General features: G+C 69.0%; 20 protein-coding genes and 3 pseudogenes. 13 read left to right on the plus strand and 10 right to left on the minus strand.

All coding sequences use genetic code 11. The features are described from left to right. Positions 1-259 precede the first annotated feature (259 nt). Complete coding sequence (locus tag ACZ45T_RS22580; protein WP_468444007.1) at positions 260-2029, plus strand: amidohydrolase; 1770 nt, start codon at positions 260-262, stop codon at positions 2027-2029. 61 nt (positions 2030-2090) lie between these two features. Here ACZ45T_RS22580 and ACZ45T_RS22585 read toward each other — a convergent pair whose 3' ends face one another. Continuing rightward, positions 2091-2966, minus strand: a complete 876-nt coding sequence (locus ACZ45T_RS22585) for a haloalkane dehalogenase (RefSeq protein WP_468444009.1) — start codon at positions 2964-2966, stop codon at positions 2091-2093. Between the two features lie 97 nt (positions 2967-3063). Here ACZ45T_RS22585 and ACZ45T_RS22590 point away from each other — a divergent pair, with 97 nt between their 5' ends. After that, complete coding sequence (locus ACZ45T_RS22590) at positions 3064-3561, plus strand: MarR family winged helix-turn-helix transcriptional regulator (RefSeq protein ID WP_468444011.1); 498 nt, start codon at positions 3064-3066, stop codon at positions 3559-3561. 83 nt (positions 3562-3644) lie between these two features. After that, positions 3645-5174, plus strand: coding sequence for a helix-turn-helix domain-containing protein (locus ACZ45T_RS22595; protein WP_468444013.1), 1530 nt, complete (start codon positions 3645-3647; stop codon positions 5172-5174). A gap of 165 nt (positions 5175-5339) precedes the next feature. On the opposite strand, the gene ACZ45T_RS22600 is transcribed toward ACZ45T_RS22595, so the two are convergent. Continuing rightward, the gene (locus ACZ45T_RS22600) at positions 5340-5666 is read right to left on the minus strand and encodes a GYD domain-containing protein (protein WP_468444015.1); all 327 of its coding nucleotides are present in this window, start codon (positions 5664-5666) and stop codon (positions 5340-5342) included. 531 nt (positions 5667-6197) lie between these two features. On the opposite strand from ACZ45T_RS22600, the gene ACZ45T_RS22605 reads away from it, so the two are divergent. Together ACZ45T_RS22605 and ACZ45T_RS22610 are read left to right on the plus strand one after the other, a co-directional pair. After that, positions 6198-6512, plus strand: coding sequence for a 4a-hydroxytetrahydrobiopterin dehydratase (locus tag ACZ45T_RS22605; RefSeq protein WP_468444017.1), 315 nt, complete (start codon positions 6198-6200; stop codon positions 6510-6512). 597 nt (positions 6513-7109) lie between these two features. After that, positions 7110-7511 carry a cupredoxin domain-containing protein gene (locus ACZ45T_RS22610; protein WP_468444019.1) on the plus strand — a complete coding sequence of 134 codons (402 nt, stop codon included), beginning with the start codon at positions 7110-7112 and terminating at the stop codon, positions 7509-7511. 224 nt (positions 7512-7735) lie between these two features. Here ACZ45T_RS22610 and ACZ45T_RS22615 read toward each other — a convergent pair. Next, positions 7736-8413 (minus strand): annotated as a pseudogene (locus ACZ45T_RS22615) (transposase family protein); the annotation flags it as partial. Positions 8414-8454: 41 nt separating this feature from the next. Beyond that, positions 8455-9219, minus strand: coding sequence for an IS5 family transposase (locus ACZ45T_RS22620; protein WP_468444021.1), 765 nt, complete (start codon positions 9217-9219; stop codon positions 8455-8457). A 168-nt stretch (positions 9220-9387) separates the two neighbouring features. Here ACZ45T_RS22620 and ACZ45T_RS22625 point away from each other — a divergent pair, with 168 nt between their 5' ends. Continuing rightward, on the plus strand, positions 9388-10062 hold the full coding sequence (locus ACZ45T_RS22625) for an HAD family hydrolase (RefSeq protein ID WP_468444023.1): 675 nt from the start codon (positions 9388-9390) through the stop codon (positions 10060-10062). On the opposite strand, the pseudogene ACZ45T_RS22630 reads toward ACZ45T_RS22625, so the two are convergent. Continuing rightward, positions 10055-10673, minus strand: a pseudogene (locus ACZ45T_RS22630) (transposase family protein); the annotation flags it as partial. The gene ACZ45T_RS22625 and the pseudogene ACZ45T_RS22630 sit on opposite strands and share 8 nt — an antisense overlap. 110 nt (positions 10674-10783) lie before the next feature. After that, a pseudogene (locus ACZ45T_RS22635) lies at positions 10784-11056 on the minus strand (transposase); the annotation flags it as partial. Between the two features lie 163 nt (positions 11057-11219). Here ACZ45T_RS22635 and ACZ45T_RS22640 point away from each other — a divergent pair. Next, entirely contained in the window at positions 11220-11537 is a 318-nt protein-coding gene (locus tag ACZ45T_RS22640) for a hypothetical protein (protein WP_468444025.1), read from the plus strand. A gap of 73 nt (positions 11538-11610) precedes the next feature. Here the strand turns inward: ACZ45T_RS22640 and ACZ45T_RS22645 are convergent, their stop codons facing one another. From ACZ45T_RS22645 to ACZ45T_RS22655, 3 genes are all read right to left on the minus strand, one after another. Further along, complete coding sequence (locus ACZ45T_RS22645) at positions 11611-12009, minus strand: DUF5958 family protein (RefSeq protein WP_468444027.1); 399 nt, start codon at positions 12007-12009, stop codon at positions 11611-11613. A 241-nt stretch (positions 12010-12250) separates the two neighbouring features. Further along, entirely contained in the window at positions 12251-13039 is a 789-nt protein-coding gene (locus ACZ45T_RS22650) for a trypsin-like peptidase domain-containing protein (protein WP_468444029.1), read from the minus strand. Positions 13040-13095: 56 nt separating this feature from the next. Next, a complete protein-coding gene (locus ACZ45T_RS22655) occupies positions 13096-13626 on the minus strand; it encodes an aminotransferase class IV (RefSeq protein ID WP_468444031.1) in 531 nt (176 codons plus the stop codon). A 165-nt stretch (positions 13627-13791) separates the two neighbouring features. Between ACZ45T_RS22655 and ACZ45T_RS22660 the strand changes: the two genes are divergently transcribed. From ACZ45T_RS22660 to ACZ45T_RS22685, 6 genes are all read left to right on the plus strand, one after another. Beyond that, positions 13792-14178: a hypothetical protein gene (locus ACZ45T_RS22660; RefSeq protein WP_468444033.1), complete on the plus strand. Its 387-nt coding sequence runs from the start codon at positions 13792-13794 to the stop codon at positions 14176-14178. A gap of 263 nt (positions 14179-14441) precedes the next feature. Beyond that, positions 14442-14867 carry an excalibur calcium-binding domain-containing protein gene (locus ACZ45T_RS22665; RefSeq protein WP_468444035.1) on the plus strand — a complete coding sequence of 142 codons (426 nt, stop codon included), beginning with the start codon at positions 14442-14444 and terminating at the stop codon, positions 14865-14867. A 116-nt stretch (positions 14868-14983) separates the two neighbouring features. Further along, on the plus strand, positions 14984-16432 hold the full coding sequence (locus ACZ45T_RS22670; protein ID WP_468444037.1) for a cytochrome P450: 1449 nt from the start codon (positions 14984-14986) through the stop codon (positions 16430-16432). Positions 16433-16456: 24 nt separating this feature from the next. After that, the gene (locus ACZ45T_RS22675; protein ID WP_468444039.1) at positions 16457-17029 is read left to right on the plus strand and encodes a hypothetical protein; all 573 of its coding nucleotides are present in this window, start codon (positions 16457-16459) and stop codon (positions 17027-17029) included. 127 nt (positions 17030-17156) lie between these two features. Beyond that, a complete protein-coding gene (locus tag ACZ45T_RS22680; protein ID WP_468444041.1) occupies positions 17157-17660 on the plus strand; it encodes an FBP domain-containing protein in 504 nt (167 codons plus the stop codon). A gap of 352 nt (positions 17661-18012) precedes the next feature. Next, entirely contained in the window at positions 18013-18465 is a 453-nt protein-coding gene (locus ACZ45T_RS22685) for a hypothetical protein (protein WP_468444043.1), read from the plus strand. Between the two features lie 10 nt (positions 18466-18475). Here ACZ45T_RS22685 and ACZ45T_RS22690 read toward each other — a convergent pair whose 3' ends face one another. After that, positions 18476-20029 carry an MFS transporter gene (locus ACZ45T_RS22690; RefSeq protein WP_468444045.1) on the minus strand — a complete coding sequence of 518 codons (1554 nt, stop codon included), beginning with the start codon at positions 20027-20029 and terminating at the stop codon, positions 18476-18478. Between the last annotated feature and the right edge of the window lie 43 nt (positions 20030-20072).

Here is a 20072-nt window from a genome sequence, read left to right on the forward strand (position 1 = left end):
GGTTAATCAAAGAGTCTCCTCGCCACATCAATGATTTGGAGTGGCCATGACGTCTCCTCTACCCCCTCTGTCCCCTCTATCCCCTCCGCCGCCTCTGTCCCCTCTGTCCCCTCTGTCCCGTCCACCCCTGTCCCGTCGGGGACTGCTCGCGGCGGCCGGCGCCGTCGGCGCGGCGGGTCTGCTCGGCCCGGCGGCCGGCAGCGCCTCCGCGGCGCCCTCGGGGCGCGGCCCGGCCGCCCTCGTCATCCACAACGCGCGGGTGTTCACCGGCGCGGCGCCCGACCGTCCGGTCGAGGCCGTGGCCGTCGGCCGGGACGGGAAGATCCTGGCCACCGGGGCCGGCTCGGCGCTGCGCCGGTTCGTGGGCCGGGACACCGAGGTGGTGGACGCGGGCGGCAACACGGTGATGAGCGGCATCCACGACGGGCACGTGCACCCGCTGGGCGCCGGTGACCGTTCGCTGAATCCCTCCCTGGACGGGGTGGAGACCACCGTGGAGGAACTGCGGGAGATCCTCGGCGGGCTCCTCGCCGACACCGGCGGCGCGGGGGCGGAGCCGGACCGCTGGCTGGTGGTGGAGGACTGGAACCCGGTCGGGCTGCTGCCGACGGGGACCGTACCGCACCACGCGATGCTGGACGCGCTGGCGACCCGCCGCCCGATCGCCCTGGTCGGCGGCGACGGGCACAACCTGTGGGTCAACCAGCGGGCGCTGGACATCGCAGGCGTCACGGCGGCCACGCCCGACCCGGTGGGCGGCCAGGTCGTGAAGGGTCCGGACGGGAAACCGACGGGCGTGCTCAAGGACGACGCGCAGGGCCTGGTCAAGCGGCACATCCCCGAGCCCTCCCGGGCCGAACTGGTCGCGGCCTGCGCCCGGGTGCTGGAGCTGGCGGCCGCGTCCGGGATCACGACGATGATGGACGCCCTGGTCGGGCGCCGCGAACTGGAGCTCTACCGGGCCCTGGTGGAGGCGGGGAAGCTGCCGCAGCGGATCGTTCCCGCGATCCGGCTGGACGCCGCGCAGGCCAAGGACCCGGCGGGCGCGCTGGAGTACGCGCGTGGCCTGCGGCGGGAGTTCGGGCTCGCGGACGGGGTGCCGGGGCTGCGGTTCGGGATGATCAAGGTGTTCCTGGACGGGGTGATCGAGTACCCGGCGCAGACGGCCGCGCTGCTGGAGCCCTACCTGGACGGGAACGGCAGGCCCACACAGAACCGGGGCGAGCTGTACACCTCGGCGGCCGACTACGGCCGGCTGACCGCCGCCTTCAACCGGGCGGGCTGGCAGATGCACGCGCACGGGCTGGGCGACCGGGCGGTACGCACGGCCCTCGACGGGTACGCGTACGCCCGCCGGGTCACCGGGCAGCGCGACCCGCGCAATGCCGTCGCGCACCTCCAGATCGTGGACCCGGCAGACCTGCGGCGCTTCGCGCAGCTCGGGGTGGCGGCCTGCATGCAGCTCCAGTGGGCGGCGAAGGACACCTGGACGATGGAGGCGCTGCTGCCGTACATCGGGCCCGAGCGGCACCGCTGGATGTACCCGGCGCGGAGCCTGGAGAAGGCGGGCGCGCGGCTGACCGGCGGTTCCGACTGGCCCGTGGACGCGCTCCAGGTGTGGAACCAGGTGCGCACGGCGATCGACCGGCAGGGCGCGGCCGGCGAGGGCGAGCTGTACCGGGAGCTGGAGGGCCTCGGCCGCACGTCGGCCCTGCGGATGCACACGGCCGGCACGGCCTGGCAACTGCGCCAGGAGGGGCTGACGGGCACGGTGGAGCAGGGCAAGGCCGCGGATCTGGTGGTGCTGGACCGGGATGTGACCCGCTGCCCGGTGGCCGACATCAGCGGGACGGAGGTACGGATGACGCTGGTCGGCGGCCGGGTGGTGCACGACGCGGAGTCCGCGGCGGGACGGGCGGCTTCGGCGCGGGCGGCCCGCGGCGCGGCGTCCGGCCCGCGCCCGGCCTCGTACACGGCGGTGCACGGCGGGCGGCACCGCGCGTGCGGGTGCGCCGGCGGCGGGGGCTGAGCGGGGGCCGGGGCGGGCGGGGGCGGGGGCGGGGCCTGAGCGTTCCCTGCCCCGGCCGCGGTCAGCCGAGGAGGTCGTGCCGCAGGGCCCAGGCGTTGACGGCGGCGGCGATCTCCTCGGGCCGGTCCTCCGGGCAGAGGTGGGCGGCCGGGCCGCAGTACGCACTCTCCAGCGCGGAGATGTTCTCCGCGCACCAGGCGGCCGTCTCGGGCCCGACCATCAGGGCGGGCGAACCGTCGAAGGTGAGCAGCAGCTTGGGCACCTGCGGGCTGGCGGCCAGCCAGGCGTCGTAGCGCTCGACGACGGCGAGCACGTCGGCCGGCTGTCCGTCGATCGGCAGCGAGCGGGCCCACCGGAGCATGGGCCACCGGCTCTCGCGGGTCGGGTAGGGCGCGGCGTAGACGGCCTGGTCGGCCTCGCTCAGCGGGTTCAGCACCGTCTTCCCGATGCTGTCCTCGATGAAGAGGTTCCGGTCCAGGACCATCTCCTCCCCCACGCCCGGGGTACGTATCGCCTCGAACCGGGCGCGACCGCCGGGCGGGTACTCGTCCCAGGTCAGCGGCCGCACGATCGTCTCCATGAAGGCGATCCCGCGGACCCGCTTCGGGTGCCGGGCGGCCCAGTCGAAGGCGAGCGCCCCGCCCCAGTCCTGGCCGACCAGGACGACCTGGTCCAGGCCGAGGGCGTCGAACCAGGCGTCCAGGTAACGGGCGTGGTCCTCGAAGCGGTACTCCCCGCCGGGCTTGCCGGAGCGTCCCATGCCGATGAGGTCGGGGGCCAGGACGCGGACCTGCCCGTCGATCCGGGGCAGCACGCCCCGCCAGAGGTGGGAGGAGGTGGGGTTGCCGTGCAGGAAGACGAAGGGGACCCCGTCGGCGGCTTCGCCGCCGCGGTCCTCGTAGTACATCGTCGAGTCGAGTACGTCGATCGTGGCCACGGGAGGCCCCTTCCGGAAATCGTTTGGGTGACTAACGTTGGTGACACGAACGAAGCTAGACCGTTAGTGCCACTAACGCAAGGGGTAGCATCACGCCATGACCGCGGAAGAGAACGAAGCCGAAGCCGTCCCGGCGCGACTGCGCGAACTGCCCAGCCGACTGCTGAGCCAGGCCTCGACCCACGCGCAGCGGCTGGTGGCCGAGGGGCTGAACCGGGCAGATGCCCGCAAATGGCACTATGCGGCCCTGGTCGCCCTGGAGGACTCCGGACCGGCGAGCCAGGCCGCGCTGAGCCTGCGCACCGGCATCCACCGCAGCGACCTCGTCGCCGTCATCAGCCAACTCGCCGAGCGCGAACTGGTCGAGCGGACCCCCGACCCCGCGGACCGCAGGCGCAACGTCATCACCCTCACGCCGCTCGGCAGGCGGCGGCTGCGCCGGCTGGAGCAACTCCTCGACGCGGCCCAGGAGGAGCTCCTCGCCCCACTGTCCGGGCAGGAGCGGGAGCAGCTCACCCGTCTACTGGGCCGGATCGCCGAGCATCACGCGCGCGGCAACCCCGCAATGGGACCTGACGGACCAGAAGGTACATAACGCCCACCAACCATCCACACCACCTGCACCCGTCTGCCACACCCGGCGCATATCTCATCTCATATCTGAGATACCGTGCCCCCATGGCAGACGACTACCTCGTACGCATCGGCAAGCTCATCCGTGACGCCCGGCAGCACCGGGGCTGGACACAGAGTCAGCTCGCGGACGCACTCGGCACCAGCCAGAGCGCCGTGAACCGGATCGAGCGCGGCAACCAGAACATCAGCCTTGAGATGATCGCCCGAATCGGTGAAGCTCTCGACAGCGAGATCGTCTCCCTGGGCTACGCCGGCCCGATGCACCTGCGCGTGGTCGGTGGCCGCCGACTGTCCGGCGCCATCGACGTCAAGACGAGCAAGAACGCGTGCGTCGCCCTGCTCTGCGGCTCGCTGCTCAACAAGGGCCGTACGGTGCTGCGCCGCGTGGCCCGAATCGAAGAGGTCTACCGCCTCCTGGAGGTCCTGAACTCCATCGGCGTCCGCAGCCGCTGGATCAACGACGGCGTGGACCTCGAGCTCGTCCCGCCGGCCCGCCTCGACATGGAGGCCATGGACGCGGACGCGGCGCGCCGGACCCGGAGCATCATCATGTTCCTGGGCCCCCTGCTGCACCGGATGGACACCTTCCGACTCCCGTACGCGGGCGGCTGCGACCTCGGCACCCGCACCATCGAGCCGCACATGATCGCCCTGCGCCGCTTCGGCCTGGACATCACCGCGACCGAGGGCATCTACCACGCGAAGGTCGCGGCCGGGGTCTCCCCCGACCGCCCCATCGTGCTGACCGAGCGCGGGGACACGGTCACCGAGAACGCGCTGCTGGCCGCCGCCCGGCACGACGGCGTCACCGTCATCCGCAACGCCTCCTCCAACTACATGGTCCAGGACCTGTGCTTCTTCCTGGAGGCGCTGGGCGTCAAGGTCGAGGGCGTCGGCACCACCACGCTCACCGTCCACGGCGTCCCGAACATCGACGTGGACGTGGACTACTCCCCCTCCGAGGACCCGGTCGAGGCGATGAGCCTGCTCGCCGCCGCGGTCGTCACGGAGTCGGAGCTGACGATCCGCCGGGTCCCGATCGAGTTCATGGAGATCGAGCTCGCGGTGCTGGAGGAGATGGGCCTGGACCACGACCGCTCGGCGGAGTACGTCGCCGACAACGGCCGCACGCGCCTGGTCGACCTCACGGTCCGCCCCTCGAAACTCGAAGCCCCGATCGACAAGATCCACCCGATGCCGTTCCCCGGGCTGAACATCGACAACGTCCCGTTCTTCGCGGCCATCGCGGCCGTCGCCCAGGGCCAGACCCTGATCCACGACTGGGTGTACGACAACCGGGCCATCTACCTGACCGACCTGAACCGCCTCGGCGGCCGCCTCCAACTCCTGGACCCCCACCGCGTCCTGGTCGAGGGCCCCACCCGCTGGCGCGCGGCGGAAATGATGTGCCCGCCGGCCCTGCGCCCGGCGGTGGTCGTCCTCCTCGCGATGATGGCGGCCGAGGGCACGTCGGTGCTGCGCAACGTCTACGTGATCAACCGCGGCTACGAGGAACTGGCCGAGCGCCTCAACTCCGTGGGCGCCCAGATCGAAATCTTCCGCGACATTTAAGTGCGCCGCAGGTCAGGACGCTTCCCCGTCCGCCTGGGCTGCCTGTGGGCCGTCGCCGGTGTCTCCGCCCCGCGGAAGCCACTGTCGACGGCCCTCCGCGCTCTCGCGCCTCGGCCATGGCGCGGGGTGCGGTGCCGTCACCCCAGAACGCATCGGCCCGGACCGCTACGCGCCCGGCGGCCGGTACTGGACCCGTTCGACTTTGCGCAGGGCCTCCAAGGTTTCGTCGACGGTCAGGAGAACCGTCGTCTCGAACGAGCTGAGCGCGCCGCCTCCACTGATCGCCAGCGCAACCGCGGCCATGGACACGTTGTCGGGGGCCTCCCACAGGTTGTAGCCGTCGTGCGTGCCGAAGGCGTACCAGAAGCCGTGGAGCTTCCCCCCGACGGACTCGATGTACGACTGAGCGGCCTTTGCGCGGTCCTCGGGGTGGACGATCAGCCTCGCCCAAGTCTCCGGTGTGTAGCTGAACCTCGATAGATAGAGCGGCATCACGTCTCCCTTTCGTTCCACCAAGGGATGCCCCGGCGGGGCGGGAAACGCGCCGGATGCGACCCCCGTGTCCCCCGAACGGCTGGGGACGATGACCGGCGGCCACAGCCAACGGGGCGCGACCCGAACTCACAAAAGCAGATGTCGGCGCTTCGAATCCGTCCGCGCCAACCATGCCTGACCAGGCATCGAGCCCCGGACCGTGATCGGTCCGGGGCTCTTCAGGTGCCCGATGGGGACAAAGCGGGAGATCAACTTCTCTCGATCCACTAGCTAGCTGAACTACCGGATTCGCCCGATGTCCTCGCACGCGTGCCGACACCGGGGAGGCGCCATCCCACGTAGCTGGGCTATGGCAATCGTCGACGCGAACAAGTGCGGCAAGACAGAGGCATTGACTCGTACCGGGGCACCCACAAAGGGCACTTCGCGAACTGCGGCGCCTGGAACGGGCCATGCAGCCATGGCACGATGCCCCGGTAGGCCGGGACCTCGCCGAGATCCTGCCGCCCGTGAACGAGGGGAGCTGACATGGGCGTACTGAAGCCGCTGACGCACGAGGAGATCGCCGAGGGTCTGGCCAAGCTTCCGGGCTGGACCCAGGAGGGCGACACCATCGCCCGGACCTACCCCATCCGGTATCACGCGGCGGTGGCCGCCATCGTGACGATCGCGGACCGGTCCCGGCGCATCCAGCATCACCCGGACCTCGACCTGCGCATCGACAGCCTGCGCGCCTCGATCACGACGCACGACGCCGGAAACCGGCTGACCGCGGCGGACTTCAACCTCGCGCACCGCATCGACGCGATCGTGGCCGCCCACCAGGCGATTCCGCTGGACTGAGCCCGGACCCACGAACGCCTACGACTCGGGTCGATGGGGAGAACCGCAGCGGCCCGGGACGATGCTCAGCTCAGGTCAAAATGCCTCTGGCGGAGGCGCCGTGCGCGGGCGCCGGTGCGTTGGGGGGCACGCTTGCTGAGGCGCTCACCCTTGCCCTGGACACGAACGAATGGCCGGCCACGAAATGCCCCGGTAGCGGCGGCCTGGGATAATGGGGGAAGAGACTCAGATCCGAACGGGAGCCTTCTGCTCCCGGCCCAGCACCGATGCGGTCATCATCGTGGCAGCTCTGTTGTCAGCACTCATCGACGCACTGATTCTCGACACCATGCTGCAGACATCGCGCGGCTGATCACGGCCACAGAAGGCCGCCCCCTCCCCTGGCACGGCGGCGTGGCCGGGGCCCGGCTCTGCGAAGCCACCGAACAGTGGTGCGTCGATACTGCTGCTCCACAGCAGGTATCGATGCGGCCGATGACCAGCGGCGCATGAGCCGCCTCGCCCACGGCAGGCGGACGTGAAGCGGCCGGGCGAGGTCAAGAAGGAGAGACCCCCAGGGCCGGTCAAGACCATCACAGATCCGTGAGAGGGGTGGCCATGTCGCTCACCCGTTCCCGCCTCATTCGTAACCGTACTCGCGGGGCAGCGGTCGGCGCCGCCTGCGCCTTGCTCGCCATCGTCGGCGTCACCAGCACCAGCGCCGCGCCCCTGTCCCCACCCGCCAGCACGTCGACCGTCACGGTCGAGGGTACAGAGGTTCGCATCAAGGGCTTCAAATTCATCCCTGCGGACGTCAAAGTACGCGCTGGCGCAACAGTCACCGTGACGAACGAGGACTCGGCTCCGCACACCTTGACCGCCACCGAGGGCGATGCTTTCGACACCGGCACGATCGAAGGCGGCGCGTCCGCCACCTTCACTGCACCGTCCAAGCCCGGCAGCTACCCCTTCTTCTGCTCCGTCCACCCGCACATGAAGGGGACACTCATCGTCAGCTGAAGCTTCACGTCGTCACACGTCTTCCGCGTGCCCCTTGCGTGCCCGATCGAGCGGGGAACAGCGGAGAGTGCGACTCCCCACGCGCGCTGGGCGGCCAAAGGTGACAACCGCTGACCGCCCGACCGCAGGTCAGGGCTCGGGTGCCGGGTGAAGGCCCAGGCCGGAGCAAGAACCAGGGCAAGAGGTGACCCTAGTACTCCAGCTGAAGATCGTGATCTTTGTGGTTACTGAGCGACCCGCCGTTGGTAGTGGCAAGCCCGTGCCCAGGTTTGATGGCGTCGTCGCCACTCGGACCAGCGGAGTCTGTGCGTGACTGTGTGGACGGTCTGGGCGAGGAGCGAGATGAACAGGTGCTGGATCTCGTTGCAGGTCAGCGGGATCAGGCCGTCCAGAGCTTCTTCTTGAGCACGTTCGTTGGCGGTGGCCGCGGCGAGGAAGGCGTGGGCGAGCATCGCGAGCGTGACCCAGCGGTGCCAGGACGTCCACCGCCTGACCTGGTGGTCGTCCAGTCCGGCCAGACCCTTGCTGGATTGGAAGGTCTCACCGTCCACCTGCGCCCGGCCACTTTCACGAGGTAGAAGGCGAGTTCACCGGTGCGCCGGTTGTGGCGGACGAGCAGGTGGCGGTGGCCAGGCCGGTCGTCGGCGATGTCGGCCAGGGCCCAGTAGTAGAAGCGGTGTCCCTTGGCTCCGGCGCCGGCGGAGCGCTTCTGCCAGGCTCGTTTCGGCAGCTTCTTGACCAGGGCGTCGGCGCGGAACTTGCCCGCGTGGGTGGTGATCTGATGGTCGCAGGCGACAGCGAGGACATAGCCGACCTCGCGCCCCTCCAGCGCGGTCCGAAGGTGCGGGGTTGCTTCCGTAGACCTCGTCACCGGCCACCCAGGACCCGGGTACGTCGGCGTCTGCCCACGAGGGGTGGAGTAGCCAGTGAGCCTTTTCCAACCTCAGTTTGAGCAGGTGAGGTGGAGGGTGAGGACGGCTTGGACGAGGCCGGTGATCCGGGTTGTCGAGCATCGCAGCTTGCGTAGTAGCCGCCAGGTCTTGAGGGTGGCGATGGCGGGTTCGACCAGGGCTCGGATCTTGGCCTGCGAGCGGTTCACGGCCTGCTGGCCGCGGGAAAGGTTCTCCCAGCGGCCTCGGTAGGGCACACGGACAGCCGGGCCCGCACCCTGGTAGCCCTTGTCCGACCAGCAGTTGACGTCTGCTGCGGCGAGGGCGGTGAGGATGCCGTGTTCGCGTGCGGCTCGGATGTCGTGAACGGCCCCCGGCAGGGCGGGTGAGGCCCACAGCAGGCGTCCGGCCGGGTCGGTCAGAACCTGGACGTTCATGCCGTGCTTCTTGTGTTTTCCCGAGTAGAAGGGCCGGTCGGCGGCGATCCGGTCGATGGACACAAGTGTGCCGTCGAGCAGGACGAATGCTTTCCTCGACGCGGCGCGGACGGCTTGCTCGAGGGTCGGTGCCAGGGAGGCCAGGAGTTCGACGGCTTCGGTGATGTACCGGTAGGCCGTGGTCGTTCCGATGCCGAACCCGGTCGCGAGCTGGGCATAGGGATGCCCGTTGCGCAGGTGGGCGAGGGTGAGCAGGGCTTGTCGGCCGGCGCTGAGCCGGCGCCACCGGCTCCCGATCACGCGGCGGCGCTCGCGTATGCGTGCGGTCAGGAAGCGAAGGTGCGAGCTGGACAGGTCCAGCCCGGACGGGTAGACAAGCACGTGAAGCCTCTGGTCGGCACGGGTGATCTTCGTCGTGAACCCGTCTACCAGGGGCTTCACTCATCTGTCACGCCAACTGCCGGACCAGCACGGCAGGCTGGAAAGAGCTCCGTGCGGGAGCGGCTGAATCGTCTCGTCCTCGCGTGATCGCCAACGAAAGAGCAACCGATGCAACCGATTATCCTATTCGACCTAGACGGCCTTTTGATCGACTCCGAGCCGATCTGGGACGCGGCAAAGCGTGAAGTGTTCGGTCCGCTTGGCCTGCACCTCGCAACGGAGATGCAGGCGGCGACGCGCGGGCTGCGGCAAAGGGACATGGTGGCCTACTGGTTCGATCGGGCCACCATTCAAGCCGACCCCGACGACGTCGAGCAGAAGATCGTGGCCGCCGTGTGCCGTAGGCTGGAGGGAGTGGCGCTGAAACCCGGCGCCGAACACGCCGTCGCGGCGTGCGCGCGTGCATCGAGGGCGATGGCCGTCGTGTCATCTTCGCCGGAGTCGGTGATTCGGCATGCGCTCGCGAGCACCGGCCTTGACCGATCTTTCGATGCCGTGTTTTCGGCCGAAGACGACGAACACGGCAAACCCCACCCGGGCGCCTATCTCCGCGCAGCCGCCGCCCTCGGCGCGTCACCCGACGAATGCATTGTGATCGAGGACTCGCTCAACGGCGTCCTCGCTGGCGTGTCAGCCCAGATGACGGTCGTCGCCGTTCCCGAGGCTGCTGATCGCTGCGATCCTCGCTTTGCGATTGCCACTCTGGTACTGGAGTCCCTCAAGGATCTCGATACCTCTGTATTCGGCGCGTATGTGTCCGGGGGGAGCCGGGACGCCGGTTGACGGCCTGCTGGCCGCCGGACAGGTTCTCGAAGCGGCCTCGGTAGGGCACGCGGGCGGGCGATCCGGCACCTTGGTAGGCCTTGTCCGCCCAGCAGTTGATGTCCGCCTGGGTGAGGGCGTCGAGGATGCCGTGTTCGCGTGCGGCGCGGATGTCATGGACGGCTCCCGGCAGGGCGGGCGAGGCCCACAGCAGCCGTCCGGCCGGGTCAGCGAGGACTTGGATGTTCATCCCGTGCTTCTTGTGCTTGCCCGAGTAGAACGGCTGGTCGGCGGCGATCCGGTCGATGGACACAAGTGTGCCGTCGAGCAGAACGAAACGCTTTCCCCGACGCTGCCCGGACGGCTTGTTCGAGCGTGGGTGCCAGGGCAGCAAGGAGGTCTACGGCTTCGGTGATGTACCGGTAGGCCGTGGTCGTGCCGATGCCGAACCCGGCCGCGAGCTGGGCATAAGGGTGCCCGTTGCGCAGGTGGGCGAGGGTGAGCAGGGCTTGTCGGTCGGCGCTCAAGCGGCGCCATCGGCTCCCGATCGCGCGGCGGCGGTCACGGATGCGGGCGGTCAGGAAGTGAAGGTGCGAGCTGGACAGGTCAAGTCCAGACGGGTAGACAAGCACGTGAAGCCTCTGGTCGGCACGGGTGATCTTCGTCGTGAACCCGTCTACCAGGGGCTTCACTCATCTGTCACGCCAACTGCCCCACCAGCACGGCAGGTTGGAAAGACCTCAGTCTCATCGACGACCAACACAGCGTCGTCGTGGTGCAACTGCTCGACAACGAATCCGCGGACGTCGTCACGGACCGCTTCGGCGTCCCACCTGGCCCTCGACAAGAGATGCTGCAGGCCGTTCGGGGATGCGTCACCCGCGTGCTCGGCGAGCGTCCAGCAATTCTTGCGTGGCAGGTCCGACAGCAACCCGAGCACCAGCGCCCTCGCCCGGCGCCGCGGTTCCACCCGGGCGAACCGCCCCCGATGCGGCTCATCAACACCTCGAATCATGTCCTGCCAGCGGGCAGGATCTATGCTGTGACCCGCAGCTACCGCCTGATCGTCTGTCTTCACACACCGATGATCACCGGTGGCCGCATCCGTTCCCGGACCAGCCCCGACCAGCAAGATCAGGAACTGGGCCTGAGCACCAGTTCCGGAGTTGAATCGGCCGATGGACATGTCCTCCCGAGAGATCCGCATACCCATCAATGAGGCCGTCGCAGTCCTGCAGGACCTGAACGAGTTCGTGGTTTCCCTCGACCGACTCGGATCCCGCCAGGCCTCCGGAACCGCTGACGAGTACACCGTCGGCAAATTCATCGACGACTGGGATGTCACTCGGCGATTGGCACGCGCCCGACACGCCATCAGCGTCGCGCTGGATGAGCAACTGAGCGAGGAAGAGATCGCCGAGCTCGACGCCCTGTGCGACCAGGGCCGCTTTTACACGGACAGCGTCGGCTACTCCTCCCCCGACCAGTCCAGCTGATACGACAAACGCGTCAGTCCGGACCAATCGAGACGGGCCAGCCCGACCCTGGCCTGGCATCCCACCAACAAGATCACGATCTACGGCTGGAGTACCAGGTTGGATCCTGCGGCTGAGCTGACAAGTTGTGCCACTCGTGACCGCACCCGTTGACGCAGTACAGCGCCCGCCGGCGGGTATCGGCGATGCCGAAAAGGGCGACGAGCAGGCGAAATGACTTCGTGAGCTCATAGGCCGGAAGTCGGTCCATCCCGAAGCGCCATTTCGTGAGCATCACCGCAGGCGTGTGAGTGGGTCGAATGCCAGAGCGCGCGATGCTCTCTGGCGCATCGCCATCGCGCGCCCGGGCCTGCCCACAGAACAGCACCAGCATGTGCAAGACCTTGCGTTGCTCATCCTCAGAGAGGCCCTCAAACCACTCGACACCCTCTGACACAGGTCTGAAGCCTTGTGCAAGTTCGTTCAGGATCACCTCGTGTGCGTGCAGCACAGTCCCTCGCTCCCATAGGGTCAGGCCGACGGTACGCGCCACGGGCACCCGCGAGCAGCACAGTTTTACGTGTTCCACGTGCCCCTTCCGCGCCCGATCGAGTCGGGAACAACGGGGAGCACCGGGGCGGTGAGGGCGACCAGACAGGCCAACGGCCCCTGACCATCGATCCTGGTCCGGGGCCTTCCACTGCGGTGGGTGTGGGATTTGACTCCGGAGTGGTTCAGGTCGCGAGGTGGAAGCCGGCGCCGACTCCGCCGGTGGTGTCCATCTCGTCGATGATGCTCAGGATCGGCGAACTGTGCTGGGCACCAAACGCGTTGCCGACCAGCGTCTGGCCGTCCACGACGGGGGAACCGGAGTCGCCGGAGTTGGTGAAGATGAGGTGGGTGAACCAGATTCCGTTGGTGCCCAGCTTGATGCCGCAGGTGAGGCCGGTCCGGTGGCCCTGCTTGCACATCCGGGTCCCGTTGGCGGGCGGCGCCCCGATCGACGTGATGGTCACCGAGCCCACGGTGTCGGTGGGAGCGACCCGGCTCTCGTCCAGCTTGATCACCGCGTAGTCCAGGCCCTTGGGCCCGGTGCTGAGCAGGTTGTTGGGCGTACTGACGTACGTCACCGTGCCGATGGCCCCCGTCTCCAGGTCGGGGCGGCTGGCGTTGACATCGGCCGGGGCGACGGCCGTCCCCGCCGGCGAGGTGTCCCGGTAGACCTGCTCGCCGACCAGCTTGTTGCCCTGCGCGTCGATGAGGCAGTGAGCGTTGGTCAGGCCCACCAGGTTGCCCGCCGCGTCGCGGCCGACCGCGGTGAGGGTGCAGACGTACCAGCTCGTGGGGGCCTCGGGCGTCGGCTTCAGCCGGAAGATGATCCCCGTGCCGCCCCCGATGGGCGTGAGCGACTGCGTGCCCGCGGCGGGGGCCTGAGCGGGGACAGCGCCTGCGGACGGAGCCGCAGTGAGGGACATGACCGTGAGGAGGACGGCCAGGCCGAGGGCGCGTAACGGACGTATCATGCGATCGCTTCCTTTGTGGGGCTGGACAGTTGACCGGAGTAGGGCTACGGCTCGGGTCAACCACCACGGCGGCGAGAACTGTTTGAGTCTCCATCACTCGGGTGCCAGGAACACCGGCGAAAACAGGTCGGTCCCCGAGGAACGCTTGTCACAGCGGCAGGCCTACGTACGGCCAGTGGGCTCAACGCGATTGCAAAGTCCCGGTGGTAGCAAATGCGGCGGCCATGTTCGAGACGAAGCCGCACCGGTGCAGTGACCTGCTTGGGAGCATCAAGGCTTTCGAGCAGGAGCATCGTCGTACCGGGGAGGACGGGGGCGTCCGGCCAAATGACCGTTCCGGCCTGGTCGAAGAAGCCGAGGTTCCACGTGCCGCCCTCGGAGAAATGACCGTCCGGTTCGACGAACACCGCGTCATCGAATCCGGCGAGTTGCGCGTCACGCCGGATCCGGAGCTGCGAGTGGAGGCCAGTGTGCTTCACGGCAGCGCTGTCGGGAGTGAAGGTAAAGGACTTGGCCGTGAGCGGGGGCGGAGGCATGGTTCCCGCCGGCCGCAGCATTCGAGCACCGGGGGCACGCTGCCCTGCCATGGTCCTGCCGCGCGGCCCCGTCTCCGTCGTGGAGGCGGGGTTCGTGTTGAGGGCGCGGGGGTTAAGACGTTTCCATCATGACAGGTCAGGCGGTGTTTTTGTAGGACCAACGGCATAGGGGAATAACCTTGTTTGGGTACCTGTGGGGCTTTCAGAATCAGCGTCATGAATCACACGGGGAACATCAATCACGACGCCGTACTGCGAGCCCGGGTGGCCCTTCTCGGGTCGGGGACGCTGCCGGTTCGGCACGAGGTCGCTGCCTATCGAGTCCTGGTGCAGGTGAGCCCGTTGGCGTACCTGCACCGGCTGACCGTCGCGTTGTACGAGTACAGCCGTCAGGACTTCGCCCATCGGCCGGAGATAGCGCTGGCCCTGCGGGCCGAGTCCGTCGGGGTCGCGCGTCGGATGTGCGCGATGGAGCCCGGTCGGGCGGAGCTGCTCGTCGCCGCCTTGGTGCGCTATCGGGAGCAGTTGAGTCTCATGGGGCGCCACGACGAACTCGGAGCCGTGGACGAGGAGATCAGTCGAGTTGGGGCAGCGGGAAGCTGATGTGAAAGAACGGCACACGTGACGGGGTGACACGCATAGGCTGCGGCGGTTCGTGTCTTGATCTTGGGGGGTCATTCATGTTCCACCGTCGGGGGATCGCCGCCGCAGCCGTCATAGGGGCGGTCGTGCTGGTCGGGGCCGGGTGCGAGGGTTCCGGGGCGAAGAAAGGTTCCGGGAAGAGTTCCGGTGGGGCGGGTGGCGTTTCGGCTTCGGCCTCGGCCTCAGCCTCGGCCTCGGCGAGTGCTTCCGCGGTGGAGCTCGTGATGCCGTCGCTCGTCGGGCAGAAGTTTGCCGCCGCCGAGGCTGCCGTCAAGAAGGTGACCAGTACGCCGGTCGAGGCGCGCAGCGCGTACAGCGACGTGCAGTTGCCGGCTGATCACCGATCGTGGGCGGTCTGCTTCCAGACCCCGGCCGCCGGTGGGGCGATGCTGGCGACCACCGCCGTCGAACTCTCGCTGGTCGCGCCGGGTACGCCCTGCCCGGAGACGGCCGGCGCCGCGTTGCGTCCCTCCAAGGCCCCGACGGCCAAGCCGACCGCGTCCAGTGGGGGTGGCGGCGGTGGTGGCAGCGTCTACTACAAGAACTGCGACGCGGCGAAGGCCGCCGGGGCAGCGCCCATCCGGCGCGGTCAGCCCGGCTATCGCGACGCGCTCGACCGGGACAAGGACGGGATCGCCTGCGACAAGTAGCCGTGGAGGAGAGGGAGTAGAGGATGGCGAATTCGGCCGGATGGGCTGTGGTCCCTGGCCAGCGGTGGCGGGAGCCCGGCAGAATCAGGCCGACCGGATGGGACGAGGGGGCAGTCATGGTGGCAGGGACGACTACGGATGCCGGTGCGGGTACCGGTACGGATGCGGCTGCGGGTACGGAGGTGCCCGTGCTGGCGGGGATGCCGTTGCTCGGGTCGCTCTTCGACATGAAGACGGACTCGCTCGGAACCTATCTGCGGGCCCAGCAGCAGCACGGTGAGCTCGTACGGATCACGGCCGGACCGCCGGGGCTGCGCGCCGAGTTGTACTGCGTGTTCTCCCCGGAGGGCGCCCAGCAGGTACTCGCCACCGAAGCGTCCAACTTCCGCAAGGAGAACCCCTTCTACCAGGAGCTACGGGATTCTTTCGGCAACGGGCTGCTGACCAGCCAGGACGAGGACTACCTGCGCCAGCGCCGGCTGATCCAGCCGCTGTTCACCCGGCGCCGGGTGGACGGCTACGCCGGAGCCGTCGCCGCCGAGACCCAATCGGTCATCGACCAGTGGGCGCAGGCGCCGGACGGCATCGTCGACGTCTCCGGCGAGATGATGCACTTCGCGCTGCGCGCCGTCGCCCGGATCCTCTTCGGAACCGACGTCGAGACCACCGTCGACGTCGTGGGCCGGTGCTTCCCGGTCCTCACCGACTACGTGCTGCGCCGCGGCTACTCGCCGGCCAACATCCCGCGCAGCTGGCCGACCCCGGGCAACAAGCGGGCGGCCGCGGCGCTGGACGAGCTCTACGGGGCGTGCGACAAGATCATCGCCGAGCGGCGCGATGCCGATGCGGACGCGGACGCCAACGCGGACGGGAACACAGGCGCCGGCACGCCCGGCGAGGACCTGCTGACGCTGCTCGCCGCCGCCAAGAGCTCGGACGACGGGGAGTTCGACGCCTCCGAGCTCCGCGACCAGGTACTGATCTTCCTGCTCGCCGGTCACGAGACGACCGCCACCTCCCTCTGCTTCGCCCTGCACCTGCTGGCCGGCCACCCCGAGCACCAGGACCGGGCCCGCGAGGAGATCTCCCGCGTCCTGGGCGACCGTACGCCCGAGGCCGCCGACCTGGACCGGCTCCCGTACCTCACCCAGGTGCTCAAGGAGGCCATGCGGCTGTACCCGGCCGCGCCGGTCATGGGCCGCAAGGCCGTCGCGGAGACCCGGATCGGGGAGCACACCATCCCCGCGGGCGCGCACGTGATAGTGGCACCGTGGGTGACGCACCGCCTTCCGCGACACTGGCCGGACCCGGACCGCTTCGACCCCGAGCGCTTCACCCCGGAGGCGGAGGCGGGGCGGCCGCGCTACGCGTGGTTCCCCTTCGGCGGCGGCCCGCGGGCCTGCATCGGGCAGCACTTCTCGATGCTGGAGTCGGTGATCGCGCTGGCGATGATCCTGCGTGCCTACGAGTTCGAGACCGTGGACACCGAGGTCCCGGTCAGCGCCGGGATCACCCTGCGAACGGACGGCCCGGCGCGTTGCCGGGTCAGTCGCGTGGACGGGTAGCGGCCGTCCGGCCATCATGGCCGGATGGATGGGTCGGAGGGGGCGGACGAGGAGATTCCGGGCAGGCTGTCGCCGTACGTACGCCGGCCCGCGCGCGCGATGCTGCCCGGCTCGCCCGCCCCCGAGCGGCCGCTCCACCGGATCGGCCGCTTCTTCCTCGTCCGGTTCCTGACCGCGCTGCCCGACGACCTCGCCGACGCGGTGGCCGCGCTCCTCGACCCGTTCGAACGGGTCGCCCGACTCGTCGGGCGGCTCTTCCACGGCCCGGCGCTGCGCGGCGGCTGGCACAGCGAAGCGGGCCGCCTCGCCCTGGCCCTGTACGGATTCCACTGGACGCACTGGCGCGCGGAGACCGACGGGCCGCGCGGCACCTTCGCGGCGGCGCCGGGCAGCCCCGGGAAGATCACCGTCCGCCCGCCCTGGGGGCGCGGCGACCCGGGCCGCGAGGCCCGTACCGCCGCCTGCGCCCTGCGCCGCGTCCCCCGGCTCCGCCGCCGGCCGTCCCGCGTGGACCTGGCCTTCGCCGACGGCTCCTGGCTGGCCCTGCGGATGGACACCCACGCCGACGCGGCCCGGCTGCGCGCCGCGCTCGGGTAGCCCGGGTAGACCAGGTAGACCGTGCGGCCCGGGTAGACCGTGTGGCCCGTGTGGCTCGCGTTGCTCGTGTAGGGAGCACGGATATTGGGATGCGGGGCGGTCGGGGCGGGGCCTAAGGTCGATGAACGTGGAACCACTCAGTGAGAAACAGATCCGTGCGTCCTTCGTGAACTGCACCAAGGGCGAGGCCGCGCGACTGCGCCTGCCACTCGACTTCGCCGAACTGCCCTGGAACGACCTGGACTTCCTGGGATGGGTGGATCCCGGAGCGCCGCTGCGGGCCCATCTCGTGCTGCCCCGCGAGCAGGGTCCGCTGGGGATCTCCCTGCGCGTACCGTCCGTGAGCCGCACCAGTGCGCTGAAGTCCAGCCTGTGCCAGATCTGCCTGACGGGTCACGCCTCGTCCGGAGTCACCCTGCTCGCCGCCCCCTTGGCCGGCGCCCGGGGCCGCGAGGGCAACACGCTCGGCACCTACATCTGCGCGGACCTGGCCTGCCCCCTGTACGTACGGGGCAAGCGGCAGCCGAAGCTGCGTACGACGCGGCACGAGGAGTCCCTGACCCTGGACGAGCGCCTCGCGCGCATGTCGGACAATCTGGACGCCTTCGCGGCCAGGATCACCGCGAGATGAGCCCCGGCAAGGCCGCGCCACCGCTTGTCCGCGGCAGGCGCGGATGAGTCGAGACGGGTGACACGCGCTCCGAGTGCATCGGCTCTCGTGACGCGAATCGGGTGCCCTGGAACCACTTTCACGACTTTGGCCTCACCGAGGGGCGCACTGCGCGCATCACGTGGATCGCGTGCTCTCATTCGCTTCCCTGCGCCCTAGTGATCATGTCCACCGGGGGCTACCTTCGGCAGCCCGACGCCGACAGGATCGCTTGGAGTGCCATGTGACCACTGGTGAGGAAGCCCCCCGCATAGGCTGGACCAGAGAGCAACGGTTGGGTCTGCTCGGCGTACTGGTAGGCGCAGTAGCTCTCATGGCTACCTTCTACGTCATCGCCTTCGGTAGCGACAAGATCGCCGAAGACGAGGAGAAGGCTGCGAAGAAGTATTTCGCGTCTTACATCATGGCATCCGATGCCGCATGCGCCAGGCATTCCCAGTCGATGGCCTCCCTGGGGGAAGGCCCATGGCGAGGGCAGGGTCTGAGGCCTTACGCCGATCATTTTCGCAAGAAGAACCAAGTGCAGAACGCAATCATGCGAGATTGGCAAGCCCTTCCGATCCCTTCCTACAAAGGCAAGGAAGCAGAAGTAGTCGAAGCCCAAACCTTGACGGGTGCGTCGATTCGCCAATACGAGATTGCGGCCGACGTAATGGAATACGGCGGAGAGGAAGCCAACCCCATCATCGCCCAAGCCAACGCCCTCACCGCACAGGCCATCACGAAGGCCAGGGCCGTCGGCTTCCGGATCTGCCCTACGGCTTGAGCAACACCCTTCAGGTCCGGTCGGCCGCCGGCGTGTGGTTGCCCTGGAGCCGTTCGAGGTCCGAGGGCCTGACCTGGATGGCGACCAGTGCGATCACCGCGCCGACCAGGGTGAACAGGGCCGCCACCACGAAGGCCGCGCTGATGCCCGAGGTGAGCACCTGGTCGCTCCACGGCTTCGGGTACTGCCCGGTGCGCTGGAAGTAGGCCATCTGTTCGGGGTTGGCCGTACGCAGGAAGCCCGCCGCCTGGTCCTTGGCCTCGTTGCGGCTGGCCGTGCCGAAGACGGTCACCAGGATCGACAGGCCGAGGGAACCGCCCACCTGCTGCGTCGCATTGAGCAGCCCGGACGCCGCGCCCGACTCCCGGTCGGGGACGTTGGACAGGGCCATCAGGGTCAGCGAGACGAACTGCAGGCCCATACCGAGGCCGAAGATCAGGAGCGGGCCCAGGATGCTGCCCACGTACGTCGAGTGGATGTCGGTCTGCGTCAGCCAGGCGAGGCCTGCCGCAGAGCAGAGCGCGCCGGCGACCATGAAGGGCTTGGGCCCGAACTTCGGAAGGAGTTGGGAGGTGATGCCGGCGCCCACCGCGACCACCGCGCTCACCGGAAGGAAGGCGAGGCCGGCCCGCAGGGGGCTGAAGCCCAGCACGATCTGCACGAAGAGCGTCAGGAAGAAGAACATGCCGAAGATCGCGCAGGCGAGCATGAGCATGATCCCGTAGGTCCCGGCCCGGTTGCGGTCGGCGAACATGTGCAGCGGGGTGATCGGCTGCGGCGAGCGCCGCTCGTTGAGGACGAACAGGGTCAGCAGGACCACGGCGAGGCCGAAGGAGCCGAGCGTCCAGCCGTCGCGCCAGCCGTCCTGGGAGGCGCGGATGAAGCCGTAGACGAGCGCGACCATGCCGGTGGTGCACAGCAGCGCGCCGATGAGGTCGAAGTGTCCGGGGTGGCGTTCGGACTCGCGGATCACCTTCTTGGCCAGCACGGCGATCAGCACGGCGATGGGGACGTTGACGAAGAGCACCCAGCGCCAGTTGAGCCATTCGACGAGCATGCCGCCCGCGAGCAGGCCGATCGCGCCGCCGCCGGCCGACACTCCGGCGAACACGCCGAACGCGCGGTTGCGCGCGGGTCCTTCGCGGAAGGTGGTGGTGATCAGCGCGAGGGAGGTCGGGGAGGCGATGGCTCCGCCGACTCCCTGGAGGGCGCGGGCCGCCATCAACTGGCCCGCGTTCTGGGCGAGTCCGCCGAGCAGGGAGGCCAGCCCGAAGAGCAGGACGCCGAAGATGAAGACGCGCTTGCGCCCGAGGATGTCGCCGGCGCGGCCACCGAGGAGCAGCAGCCCGCCGAAGGCGAGGGTGTAGGCGTTGACGACCCAGGAAAGGCTCTCGGTCGAGAAGTCGAGGGCGGTCTGGATGTGCGGCAGCGCGATGTTCACGATGGTGATGTCGAGAACCACCATGAGCTGGCAGGAAGCGATGACGAACAGCGCGAGACCGTTCCCGCTTCCTCGGACCTTGCCGTCGGTCCCGTTGGTGCTCGGCGATACGTTCGGGTCCACCTTTTCGACGCTAAGCCCGCACCCTCGGGGTCACCACTCGAAC

The organism is Streptomyces sp. NPDC030995, from assembly GCF_055571215.1.